The sequence below is a fragment of the Devosia sp. FJ2-5-3 genome (genome assembly GCF_029201545.1).
In the GTDB taxonomy this organism is placed as follows: domain Bacteria; phylum Pseudomonadota; class Alphaproteobacteria; order Rhizobiales; family Devosiaceae; genus Devosia.
This window is the reverse complement of the sequence record NZ_CP104007.1, coordinates 2,878,399-2,890,504: the sequence shown is the minus strand read 5'-3', so window position 1 is coordinate 2,890,504 and position 12,106 is coordinate 2,878,399. Positions and strand designations below refer to the sequence as shown.

Here is a 12,106-nt window from a genome sequence, read left to right as displayed (position 1 = left end):
TCATGTCCCTCATTTGACCGCGCCCAGCATGCCCTGCACGAACTGGCGCTGCAGGACGAAAAAGATGACAAGGGTCGGAAGCGTGGCGAGAACGGTAGTCAACAGGATGACGCCGTAATCAGGTGTATAGGCGGCCGTCAGCGTCGAGATGACCAGGGTGATGGTCTTGTTCTCGGGCGTCTGCAGCACTATCAGCGGCCAGAGGTAATTGTTCCAGGCGCCCATGAAGACGATGATCGTCGCCGCCGCATAGGTCGAGCGCATGGTCGGCAGATAGACGAAGAGAAAGATCTGCCATTCCTTGAGCCCGTCCACCCGTGCCGCGTCGCGCAGATCGGCCGGAAAGGCCTTTGTCGCCTGCCGGAAGTAGAAGACGATGAAGATCGAGGCGATGGACGGCAGGATGACGGCGGTGAAGGTGTTGGTCAGCTGCACCCGCGAGATCATCACGAAGAGCGGCACCATCAGCGCCGCGAACGGGATAGACAGCAGGAGGAGGAGCAGCTGGAAAATCCGCTCCCGCACCCGCGATCGAAAGATCTCGAAGCCGTAGCCGGCGAGCGAGGAAATCGCCAGGGTCAGGATGGTCGAGACGATGGCGATGAAGAAGGAATTGCCGAAGACCCGCACCAGATCGACCTGGGCCATCAAATTCTGCAGATTGACCAGCAGATTGCTCCCCGGCGTGAGCTTGCCGGTGACGATTTCGGTCGACTTGTTGGTGGCGCCGAGCGCCATCCAGATGAAGGGAAAGACCGAGACGAAGGCCGCGACGGAGAGGAAGAGATAAACGCCGGCGCGCCGCAGCAGATAAAAATTCATGACGGCCTCCTGCGATCGCGCGCAAAGGCGAACTGGATCACGCTCAGCACTGCCACGATGGCGACGATGACCCAGGATACCGTGGCCGAGTAGCCGAAGCTGGGCATCATGCGGAAGGTGAGGTTGTAGATATAGAGCGACAGGGTCATCGTGCCATTGCCCGGGCCACCCTGGGTGATGTTGTTCACCTCGTCGAAGAGCTGCAGCGTGCCGATGGTCGAGAGGATGGTGGTGAACAGGATCACCGGCTTCAGCATCGGAATGGTGATGTGCCAGAACCGCGCCCAGGCGGGGATGCCGTCGATGCGCGCGGCCTCATAGATCGACTTGTCGACGTTCTGCAGCGCCGCCAGGTAGAAGATCATGTTGTAGCCGGTCCAGCGCCAGGTGATGGCGAGGACGATGACGATCTTGGCCCAGAACGGATCGGTCAGCCAGGGCAGCGGCACGCTGATCAGATGCAGCGACATCAGCGTCTGGTTGACGATGCCATCGCTCGAGAACATCGATTTAAAGAGGCTCGAATAGGCGATCAGCGAGGTGACGCAGGGCAGGAAGATCAGGGTGCGGAACAGGCCCCGGAAGCGCAGGGTCGCATCGTTCAGCGCCACTGCGAACAGCAGCGCCAGAATGATCATTATCGGCACCTGGACGACAAAGAAGAAGCCCGTATTGAGCAGCGCCTGCACCAGCAGGGCATCATTGGCCAGCCGCTGGATATTGGCGAGGCCACCAAAGGAGAAACTGTTCCCGCGTCCGACCTGGAAGCTCATCCAGAGCGACCAGAGGATGGGATAGATCATGAAAATGCCGAGCAGGACCAGGGCGGGCATGACGAATGCCCAGCCGTTGAGCTGCTCGTTGCGGTCCAGACGTGTCTGCGCCATGCCCCACTCCGATCGAGAAACCGTGCCAAGGGAGCGGAGCGGGCCGAAGCCCGCCCCGCAGGCTGGAGGCTATTGCATCTGCTGGCGCAGCTGGGCGTCCATGGCCTTGAGGGCCTCGTCGATATCGCCGCCATTGGCGATGTTCGGCAGCTGGGCGCGGACGGCGAGGCGGGCTTCCGGCGTGAAGGTGCCGTAGTCGACCGAAGGAACCTGGGCCAGCCAGTCGGAGAAGTTCTGCCAGACCGGTTCGCCACCGAAGAACTCGTCGCTGGCCTTGTAGGCGTCGCCTTCACGGGCGGCGAGGAGGGAGCCGACGGCGCCCTGGTTGACCAGGATGCCCTGGTAGAAGTCGACGTCTTCGGCCCAGACGGTTTTCAGGAAGTCGATGGCTTCTTCCTGGTTCTGGGAGGAGGCCAGCACGTACCAGCTGGAGCCGCCATTGTTGGAATAATTGGTCGCGCCTTCGACTTCATTGAGCTTGGGCAGCGGCGCCACGCCCCACTTGCCGGCCTGGTCGGCAGCCGACTTGATAGTGCCGGTGATCCACACGCCCTGCGGCACCATGGCCACTTCGCCCGAGGTAAAGGCGCCGGTGTAGCCGGTCCAGTCGGAGACGGGCTTGATCAGGCCGGCCTGGGCCATTTCCTGGAAGACTTCGAGCGATTCCCGCAGCGCGGCATTGTCGAGGATGTTCGGCTCGTTGCCGTCCTTGAGGTACCACTGGCCGGTGGACTGCATCATCATGATGATCTGGCCGTCATCATTATAGTCCATGTCGATCAGCGGATGGCCGGTCTTGGCGAGGATGTCCTTGCCGATCTCGATCAGGCGATCCCAGGTGATGTCCTGGACATCGGCCGCGGTGTAGCCGGCTTCCTCGAGATAGTCGGAGCGGTAGAAGAGGCCGGTGACGCCGGAGTCGAAGGGCAGGGAGTAGGACTTGCCGTCATGGGTCGCGGCGGCGACCTTGTAGTCGGCGAACTTGCTCATATCGATGCTGTCGGACAGCGGCACGAAGGCGCCGGGGAAGGACTGCAGGAAGCGCTGGATGTTGTCGTCCTGGATCAGCACGATGTCTGGCAGGCCGTCCGAGACGCCGGCGAGCAGCTGGGTCTGCAGCTTCTGGTTGATCTCGTCCTGGGTGACATTGTTGATGTTGAACGTGGTTTCCGGATGCGCAGCGGTGTAGCGCGCGCCGGCATCGGCCATGGCAGGGATGTTGAAGTTCGGGTCCCAGCACCAGACGGTCAGTTCGGCGGCGGAGGCCGCGACGCTGAACATGCTGATGCCGGTCAGGGCGACGGCAAGCGTGCGGGTCCACCGCGTGACATTGCGAGACATAGTATTCCTCCCTTTTTGTTTGCTCTTCCTCTGAGCGAAACCTAAGCTAACGGTCCTGATGTTCCCGTCACTCTCATTGGGTATGCGGATTTGGCGGAAAGTAAGATGGACGAGCGTGTTTATTACGAACCACTTGCCAATGGCGTGGAACGACTGCCCACGGAACTGCAACTTTTCCATGCTTCGCCCCTCGTGATGCGCACGCCTCACTGGCACGCCCAGGTCGAGGTCAATTTCATCGTCAAGGGCTGGGCTCACTACAAGATGAGCGGGCACGAGGCCAAGTTCAACGCCGGCGATCTGGCCCTGTTCTGGGGCGGGCAGCCCCATTATCTCGACAGCGCCTCGGACGATCTGATCTATGCCGGCGGGCATTTGCCGCTCGTGCATTTCTTCCGCCTGCGGCTGCCGCCCGGCGTGCAGGCAAAGCTTATGCAGGGCGCAACGCTGGTCACCGGGGCCACCGACGCCTCCGACCCGATCAATTTCGAGCGTTGGTACGACTATGCCCGCTCCGGCGATCTGATGAAATCGAGCGTGGCGGTGGACGAACTGCTGCTGCGGCTCGAGCGCATCCGCTTTTCGCCCTATGCGCTGCTGCCCGACTCCCTGGCCTTGCACGACCACGGGGAACTCGACCCGCACACCTCGCCCATCGTCGTGCGCATCTGCGAATTCATCGCCGACAATTTTCGCGAAGACATCGATTCCATCGATATTGCGGTGGCCGCGGACGTGCATCCGAAATACGCGATGACCGTGTTCAAGAAATCGACCGGCATGACCCTCAATGACTATGTCAATCTGCTGCGGCTGAGCTATGCGCAGGCCCTGCTAATGCGCGACGAGGCAAATGTCCTGCAAGTGGCGATGGATAGCGGCTTTGGCTCGCTCAGCGCCTTCAACAAGTCCTTCCGCAAGATCGCCGGCACCTCGCCCAGCGATTTCCGCCGGGAGTTGCGGACCCGGCCGAGCGTGAGCCCGAACGGCCGCTTCGCAAGCGCAAGCCTTTTCGGCTGACGAGGCCGGCGATGGGGCGGCGGCGGACGGCAATCGGCTTCGGACTGGTTGTTATCGTCCTGCTGACGCTGTTGCGCCTTGCCGATCCCTATCCGCTGCGCGTGGCGCGCGAGACCAGTTTCGACAGCTATCAGCAGATGCTGCCGCGCCATGTGGGCGCGGAACTGCCCGTGCACATCGTCGATATCGATGAGGAGGCTTTGGCGGCCATCGGGCAATGGCCCTGGCCGCGCGATGTCTTTGCCCTGCTTACCGAGCGCCTCCTTGAAATGGGCGCGGCCGCGGTGGCGCTCGATCTGCTGTTCGCCGAGCCCGACCGGATGGGACCGTCCGGCACCGAGGCGGGGCAAAGCAATGACGGCAAGCTGGCGGCGGCGCTGGCGAGCGGGCCGAGCGTGCTGGCCCTTGCCCAGAGCCCACGCGCTCCTCCACCCAGGATTGGCCCCAAGGCCGGGTTGGCGGTGACCGGTAACGACCCGCTGGCGCGCCTGCCGCTCTTGGGCGGCGTTGCCCAGCCCCTCCCGGAACTGGCGGCGGAGGCCGCAGGACTGGGGGTTGCCAGCCTCGAACGGGGGGAGGGCGGCGTGGCGCGCCGGTTGCCGCTGCTCTGGAACAGCGACGGGAAGATGTTCCCGACCCTCTCCGTCGAGGCGATGCGGGTCGCCATGGGGGTTTCGACCCTCGTCGTGCTCGGCGATGGCAGCGGCGCCGTCGACCAATTGCGCATTGGCGACATGGCCATTCCCACCGGCCCGAACGGGGATCTCTGGATCTATTATCGCAGCCTCGAGGACGAGATATTCACCTCGGCGGGAGACATTCTGGGCGCTGACTACACCAAGCTGACCGAGCGGATTGCCGGCAAGATCATCCTCGTCGGCACCTCCGCGACGGGCCTTCTCGATATTCGCACCAGCGCGCTGGGCGAGGCCGTGCCGGGTGTGACCATCCACCTCCAGGCGCTCGAGCAGATGCTGACCGGCACCTTTCTCGACCGCGCCGATTGGGTGGCGGGGCTGGAAGTGCTTATTTTTGCCAGCGCCGGATTGCTGATCGTGGCCAGCGTGGTCACCACCGGGCCGATGGTGGGGCTGCTGGTGTCGCTGATGACGGCAGCGGCGGTGACGGCGGCGAGCTGGCTGGCTTTTGCCGGGCCGCGCCTCCTCATCGATCCGAGCTTTCCGCTCCTCGGCATCCTGACGCTCTTTGCCGCCATGGTGGTCTATCGCTTCGCCACCACCGATGCCGACCGGCGGCGCATCAGGCGCGCCTTTGCCCACTATGTCGAACCCTCGCTGCTGACCCAGATCGAGGCCGACGAAAAATTGCTGCGCCTCGGTGGGGAAGTGCGGGAGCTGACCGTCATGTTCTCGGACGTGCGCAATTTTTCCGCGCTCGCCGAACGTATTTCGCCCGACGAACTGGTGGGCATCCTCAATCGGCTGTTCGGCGCGCTGGGCCATGCCATTGTCGATCACAAGGGCACCATCGACAAATTCATGGGCGATGCGGTGATGGCGTTCTGGAACGCCCCCGTGCGCACCGAGCGGCATGCGCTTCTGGCCTGCCGGGCGGCGCTCGACATGCGCGATGCGCTCGAAAAGCTCAACTCGGAGGGCAGCGAGACCATCCGCATCGGCATTGGCATCGCCACCGGACCGGCGCTTGTCGGCAATATGGGGTTCGAAGAACGGTTCGATTATTCCTGCGTCGGGGACACGGTCAATGTCGCCTCAAGGCTCGAAAGCATGTGCAAGGCGGTGGGGCACGAATTGATCGTGAGCGCGGCCACGGCCGCAGCGGCGCGCGAGCTCGCCTTTCTCGATGCCGGGCGGATCGAACTCAAGGGCATGAGCGGCCGGGAGGCGATTCTGATCCTTGTCGGGGACGAGAAGGTCGAGCAGAGCACGGCGTTTCTCCTCCTCTCCGAGGCGCACGATGCGCTGGTGGTGGAATTGCTCTCAGGGCAGGCGAGCGCCGGCAGGATTGCGAACTGCCGGGCACTCTCGGCGGCGGTCGACCCGCGCCTTGCGGCCTTTTATGACGCACTGCCCGGACGTATCGACGATTTCACGACATCCGGGGAGGCCATTGCCAGCGCCAGTGAGTAAGGGAAGGTGCAATGGCCATCGAATGACAAAAGCTGTGAAATTCTCGCGATCTGGCTTCAGCGATGAAAATGGGGCTTGCCTCACCCGGCGCGACTGACTATGTCTCCGCGCAGTCGGGGCGTAGCGCAGCCTGGTAGCGCATTTGTCTGGGGGACAAAGGGTCGTCGGTTCAAATCCGGCCGCTCCGACCATTTTCCAAAATATTGGCGGCAAGTCCGGCGTCACCAGTCGGCACGACTGGGGGACAAATGGCGCTGACGGAAAGCGACATCGAACCCGCCTTCGATTTGTGGCCGCAACTGGCGGGCCGCGTTCGCGACGCCCATCTCGTCAATCACTCCGAAAACCAGACCTTTCGCATCGACACCGCAGCCGGCGAGCCCTTTATGCTGCGCGTCCATCGGCCCGAATATCAGACCGAGATTTCGATCAACAGCGAACTGGCCTGGCTCGCCGCCCTAAGCCGCGACACCGATCTGCCGATTTCCGAACCGCTGCCCGGCGGCGATGGCAAGCTCCTCCAGCATTTCGTCACCCGCTCCGGTGAAAGCCGCCGGGGCGTATTGTTTCGCTTCATTCCGGGGCGCGAGCCGGGACCCGACGAAGACCTTGTGCCGCTCTTCCGGACGCTGGGGGTCTACGCCGCGCGCATGCACCTTCACGTCATGGAGTGGACGCCGCCCGCCGGTTTCGAGCGGCAGGTGTGGAACGCGGCTTCGATTCTCGATGCCGATGGACTGTGGGGCGACTGGCGTTTGGCGCCCGGGGTGGACCATCGCGTGCGCGAGGTGCTCGACCGGCTCTGCGTGGCGCTTGCGCAACGCCTCTCCGATTACGGCACCGGGCCGGATCGCTATGGGCTGATCCATGCCGATATGCGGCTGGGCAATCTCCTGGTCGATGGCGAGCATGTCAGCCTGATCGATTTCGACGACAGCGGCTTCTGCTGGTTCGCCTACGACTTTGCCGCGGCGATCTCGTTCCACGAGACCCAGGCCAATATCCCAGCGCTCAAGGCGGCGTGGATCGAGGGCTATACGAGTGTGCGGGCTCTGAACGCCAGGGATATCGCCATGCTCGACGCCATGGTCATGCTGCGGCGCATGGCGCTGCTAGCCTGGATCGGCTCGCATGCCGAGACCAATCTGGCCCAGACCCATATGGATGGCTATGCAACCGGAAGCGCAGATCTGGCCGAGCGGTTTATGGCCGGGCCGATCTGGGGGTAAGCAAAGTTCTTGCCGAGAGGCCTGCCCCCATCACCCCAACCCTCTCCCCGGAGGGGCGATGGAGGGGAGGGTTTTGCGCCTCGGACGAGACCCTAAACCAGCACTTCTTCGCGGGAGGCGGTGAGGCGGGGGTCGTTGTCGATGGCGCTGGCGACGCCCCAGACCAAGCCGATCAGCAGGAACAAATGCCGCCAGTGATCGGAATCGATGATGGCGGATTCGGCGGCCAGCATTGAAAATGTGGCCATGAGGGGAATGGCGAGGAGCCGGTAGGGGGAGGGGCGCAGGAGCGTGCCAAGACCCTTCCAGAGCGTCACGCCGATCAGGCCAATGAACAAGATTCCCCCGCCCCAGCCATAATTATGGAGCACGGACACATAGACATTGTGGGGCTCCTCGATGATGCGCAAATTGCGGAATTCGCCTGGTCCCAGTCCCCAGGGGTGATCGAGCGCCAGCTCGAACGCATAGCCCTGGCGTCCGAAGCGGCCGGTTTCGCCGGTGTCGTAGCTCTGGGTGGCGAAACGGGTTTCGAACAGCTTGTAGACCGAGGGAATGGACAACAGGCCCCCCAGCGCGACGACCAGCATGGCGGCGCCCACCATCGACATCATCATGATGCGCACCTTGTCGCGCGCACCGGCCTCGAGCAGGAAGACGAGGAAGAGCGTGATCATCGATGACGCCGCAAAATGTCCCCAGGCCGCGCGCGAGAAACTGACGAAGACGCCGACGAAGAGGATGAGATAGATGCCGCCGGCGATGATCGCCGGCCAGCCGCGCAGCAGCAGGACGCGCTGCAGGGCGAACATGGCGGGCAGGATGAGGAAGGGCGCGAAGACGTTGGGGTCCTTGAACGTCGCCTTGGCGCGGCCATAGCGCAGGAAGAAATCGGCGCCGGGCATGAGCCGGAGATAGGCCAGCGTGCCGATGATGGCGAGGAGGACGGCGATCGCGGTATAGGCCCCCATGATCAGCCGCATGCGCCGCGTCGTGTCCTCGGCCACGTAATTGGCGGCGAAATAGGAGGTGATGAGCAGGAAGATCGTCACCAGGGTGAAGATCAATGCGTCGCTGATCGGGGTAAACTGGACCTGGAAAACCGCGATCACGGCAAAGGGCGTGAACGCGAGGATGATGGCCAGGAGCCCCAGGGTCGACCGGTAGAGGCCGAGGCCCGCCATGATTGCGACGGGCAGCACCAGGACGAACATCAGCTCATAGGGCGACGGCTCGAAAAGGACGATGCCGCCGGAAAAGATCCACATCGCCACGAGAATATCGAGAAGGCGCTGCGCCTTTTTGCGCACGAAGGCCTGGCCGGCCTCTTTCGATCCGACATAGGCGGCATCGAAGGGGGCGGTGACGCTCAATAGGCGTTCTCGTTCTTGGCAAACAGGGAGATCGGCGTCATGACCACGATGTAGAGATCGAGCAGCAGCGACCAGTTCTCGATGTAATAGAGGTCGTGGTTCACGCGCTGCATGATCTTGTCGATCGTGTCGGTTTCGCCGCGCCAGCCATTGATCTGGGCCCAGCCGGTCATGCCCGGCTTGACGCGATGCCGGGCGAAATAGCCTTCGACGGCGTCGTAATAGAGCTGGTTGTCGGCCTTGGCCTGCAGGGCGTGGGGACGCGGGCCGACGATGGACAACTCGCCCTTGAGCACGTTGAACAGCTGCGGCAGCTCGTCGATCGAGGTTTTCCGGATGAATTTGCCGACGCGGGTGACGCGCGGATCGTCCCGGGTCACCAGCTTGGCGGCACTTGCGTCCAGCATATCGGTCCGCATCGAGCGGAATTTGTAGATGTTGATCAGCTGGTTGTTAAAGCCGTGCCGTTTCTGCACGAAAAAGACCGGGCCCTTGCTTTCGAGCTTGATGGCGATGGCGGCGGCGATCATCACCGGCGACAGCAGGGTGAGCGCGGTGATGGCGACGACCTTGTCGAACACCCATTTGAACACGAGGTTCCAGTCCGAAATCGGGCGGTCGGCCATGTCGAGCACGGCCACGCCACCGATATAGGAATAGGCCTTGTCGGTGAATTTGAGCTTGCTCATATGCGCCGAGAGGCGGATGTCGACGGGCAGCACCCAGAGCTGGGTGAGCATGTCGAGCACGCGCTTTTCGGCCGAGAGCGGCATGGAGACGATGACGAGATCGACCGGCGTGCGGCGCGCGAATTCGATGAGGCTCGAGACCTTGCCCAGCTTGTGATAGCCGGCCACTTCATCGGGAGAGCGCTCGTCGATGCGGTCGTCGAAAAGGCCGAGGAGATTGATATCCTTGTCGGCGCCGGCGTTGATCTGCTCGATCAGGACTTCGGCATCCTTGCCCCCGCCGACGATGACTGTGCGGCGCTTCAGCCGGCCCTGGTGGGTCCAGCGCTGCACCAATGTACGCAGCAGCAGCCGATAGCAGATGAGCAGGGCGGCGCCGGCGACGAACCACGTCATCAGCCAGACGCGCGACACCATTTCGCCCGCCTTGAGGAAGAAAATGACGGCGGTGAGAATGACCACCACCGAGGCCCAGACGGCGAGAACCCGCCCGACTTGGCCGATGATCTGGCGATAGGCCGGGACGCGATGGCTGCGCAGGGCATTGAGCCCGATATTGGTCAGGAGCGCCGCGCCGATAATGAGGATGGCGTAGAGCGTTTCCTCGCCCGGAGGCACATAGGCCGCCTGGATCCCCAGGCCCAGCGCGATCAGCAGCGCGGCTTCCACCACTTGGGCGACGCCCGAAATGACATTGCCCGAATAGGTGCGCTCAACCGGCCGGGCTATGATGTCTTCGGCTGGAGGGGAGAGCGGGGTGTCGGGATTGGCCTCGCGCGAGGCATGACCTGTGATGGCCTGCTTGGGGTCGACACGAAACATTCTGGCCACCGGTACTCATACACTAGGCCGTTATATTGCGCGACAGTCCTTTATACTCGGTGAAATCACTCGCTAGGATTGCGCCAGCGCTGCCCGATAAAGCACCTCGATCGCGGTGGCCATGGGCCCGACGGCGAAATGGGTCTCTATACGTGCCAGCCGGCGCATCATTCGCTCGTGAGCCGGGTGAGGCGCATCGAGCGCCTCCTGCATGGCGCGGGCCAGCGCCTGTGCATCGCCGGGGGGCAGGAGGCCGTCGGTTTCGCCGGCAAATATCTCGGGAATGCCCCCGACATTGGTGGCGATGACGGGTTTTTGCGCGGCAGCCGCTTCGAGCACGATATAGGGCAGGGACTCCGCCAGCGAGGGGACGACGACAATCTTGCCGCGCGCGAACATGGGGCGGGCGGGCTGCGCGCCGACGAGTTTTACCCGGGGCGCGAGGCCCAGTTCGGCCAGTCTGGCTGCGAGCGTCGCGCGGTCGGGGCCGTCCCCGGCCATGACCAGCGTAGCGGGGCTTCCATCCGGCCGCGTCACGCCGGTCATCGCCTCGACGAGCGGGAAAATGCCCTTGAGCTCGCGCAATTCACCGACAAAGACGAAATCGTCCGCATCCGGCGCGGTTTCGACCGGTACGAATTCGTCCGGCGAAAGCCCGTTATGGATCACCGCGACGGGACAGGTCGGGGGACCGATGAGGCGCGAATAGGTGGTCCGCGCAAACGCGCTCTCGAAAATGATCGCTGCCGTTTGCGGCATCAACCAGCGTTCGAGCCGGTGGAACAGGCGGCCCGAGGTGGATTGGGCAGAAAAATGCAGCACGCCGCCATGCGGGGTATAAAGGGCGCGGGCACGCGAGTTTCCGATGCGGGCGAGGCGGGCGTAAAAGCCGCCCTTGGCGCCGTGGCCGTGAAGAATGTGGATATCGAGCTTTCGCGCCAGCCGGCGTACGGCCAGCGGCGTGGTGAGATCGCCGCCGCCGAGGACCCGCGGCATCGGCAGCCTGTGGACGCCGAGTTTTGCATGGGGCGCCAGCGCGGCGAGGCGGGTGTCGGTCTGGGCGTCGCCGGCGAGGCTATCGACGACGAGGCCAACCTCATGGCCCATGCCGTCTAGGGCGCGCGTCAGATCGGCGACGTGGCGAAAAAGCCCGCCCACCGGGGCGCGCATGATCTGGAGGATACGCAGTTTTCCGCGCTGAGGGTCGCCCAAGGGTTCTAGAACCAGCGCTCGTTCACGACGATTGTGTCGCCGGGCGAGAGGGGGAAATCGAGCTCGACATTGCCCTTGACCATTTCACTGCCCTGGCGGCGATAGACGGTGACCTTGGTGCGGTCTGCCGTTTCGTTGAAGCCGCCGGCCGTGCTGATCGCAGAGCGCGCCGTCATGCCATAGACATAGGGAAACTGGCCGGAAGTCCGCACTTCGCCCTGGATGAAGAAGGGACGATATTCGGCCACCTCGACGGCGACATTGGGGTTGCGCATGAAGCCATTGGCCAGCGCCCCGGCAATGCGCGAGGCGGCAACGCCGGTTGTCTGGCCGCGCACCTGCACCGACCCGACCAGCGGGAAGGCGATCGCGCCGCTATCATTGATGCGGTAGGTATTGGTCAGCTCCGCATCGCCATAGACGGACACGCGCACCACGTCGCCTGTATCGAGTGTATAGGCGCCCTTGGTGTCGACCAGATAGGTCGATGGCAGCGTCGACGTGGTCGAGCACGCCGCCAGGGGCATCAGCAATGTCAAAGCAAGAAAGGGCAGCCAGCGCATTGGGAATCCCGCGCGTTCGAGTTGGCCACAGTGTTGA

At 63.4% G+C, this 12,106-nt stretch carries 10 protein-coding genes and 1 tRNA gene; 4 read left to right on the top strand and 7 right to left on the bottom strand.

The genetic code is table 11. The features are described 5' to 3' along the window. Positions 1 to 9 precede the first annotated feature (9 nt). The 3 genes from N0P34_RS14015 to N0P34_RS14005 all read right to left on the bottom strand — a co-directional run bounded on the left by N0P34_RS14015 (position 10) and on the right by N0P34_RS14005 (position 3,050). Entirely contained in the window at positions 10 to 822 is an 813-nt protein-coding gene (locus N0P34_RS14015) for a carbohydrate ABC transporter permease (protein ID WP_275603843.1), read from the bottom strand. Continuing rightward, positions 819 to 1,709, bottom strand: a complete 891-nt coding sequence (locus tag N0P34_RS14010; RefSeq protein WP_275603842.1) for a sugar ABC transporter permease — start codon at positions 1,707 to 1,709, stop codon at positions 819 to 821. The genes N0P34_RS14015 and N0P34_RS14010 overlap by 4 nt, the downstream gene beginning before the upstream one ends. 69 nt (positions 1,710 to 1,778) lie before the next feature. Then, entirely contained in the window at positions 1,779 to 3,050 is a 1,272-nt protein-coding gene (locus N0P34_RS14005; RefSeq protein WP_275603841.1) for a sugar ABC transporter substrate-binding protein, read from the bottom strand. 105 nt (positions 3,051 to 3,155) lie between these two features. Between N0P34_RS14005 and N0P34_RS14000 the strand changes: the two genes are divergently transcribed. From N0P34_RS14000 to N0P34_RS13985, 4 genes are all read left to right on the top strand, one after another. Then, complete coding sequence (locus tag N0P34_RS14000) at positions 3,156 to 4,070, top strand: helix-turn-helix domain-containing protein (RefSeq protein WP_275603840.1); 915 nt, start codon at positions 3,156 to 3,158, stop codon at positions 4,068 to 4,070. Positions 4,071 to 4,081: 11 nt separating this feature from the next. Next, positions 4,082 to 6,181: an adenylate/guanylate cyclase domain-containing protein gene (locus N0P34_RS13995; RefSeq protein ID WP_275603839.1), complete on the top strand. Its 2,100-nt coding sequence runs from the start codon at positions 4,082 to 4,084 to the stop codon at positions 6,179 to 6,181. A gap of 114 nt (positions 6,182 to 6,295) precedes the next feature. After that, positions 6,296 to 6,372: transfer RNA gene (locus N0P34_RS13990), tRNA-Pro, on the top strand. Between the two features lie 57 nt (positions 6,373 to 6,429). Continuing rightward, positions 6,430 to 7,410, top strand: coding sequence for a phosphotransferase (locus N0P34_RS13985; RefSeq protein WP_275603838.1), 981 nt, complete (start codon positions 6,430 to 6,432; stop codon positions 7,408 to 7,410). 92 nt (positions 7,411 to 7,502) lie between these two features. On the opposite strand, the gene N0P34_RS13980 is transcribed toward N0P34_RS13985, so the two are convergent. The 4 genes from N0P34_RS13980 to N0P34_RS13965 all read right to left on the bottom strand — a co-directional run bounded on the left by N0P34_RS13980 (position 7,503) and on the right by N0P34_RS13965 (position 12,069). Next, entirely contained in the window at positions 7,503 to 8,783 is a 1,281-nt protein-coding gene (locus N0P34_RS13980; protein WP_275603837.1) for an O-antigen ligase family protein, read from the bottom strand. Next, complete coding sequence (locus N0P34_RS13975; RefSeq protein ID WP_275603836.1) at positions 8,780 to 10,294, bottom strand: undecaprenyl-phosphate glucose phosphotransferase; 1,515 nt, start codon at positions 10,292 to 10,294, stop codon at positions 8,780 to 8,782. Before N0P34_RS13975 ends, N0P34_RS13980 begins: the two co-directional genes overlap by 4 nt. 72 nt (positions 10,295 to 10,366) lie before the next feature. After that, on the bottom strand, positions 10,367 to 11,506 hold the full coding sequence (locus N0P34_RS13970; protein WP_275603835.1) for a glycosyltransferase: 1,140 nt from the start codon (positions 11,504 to 11,506) through the stop codon (positions 10,367 to 10,369). A 5-nt stretch (positions 11,507 to 11,511) separates the two neighbouring features. Next, positions 11,512 to 12,069, bottom strand: a complete 558-nt coding sequence (locus N0P34_RS13965) for a polysaccharide biosynthesis/export family protein (protein WP_275603834.1) — start codon at positions 12,067 to 12,069, stop codon at positions 11,512 to 11,514. Between the last annotated feature and the right edge of the window lie 37 nt (positions 12,070 to 12,106).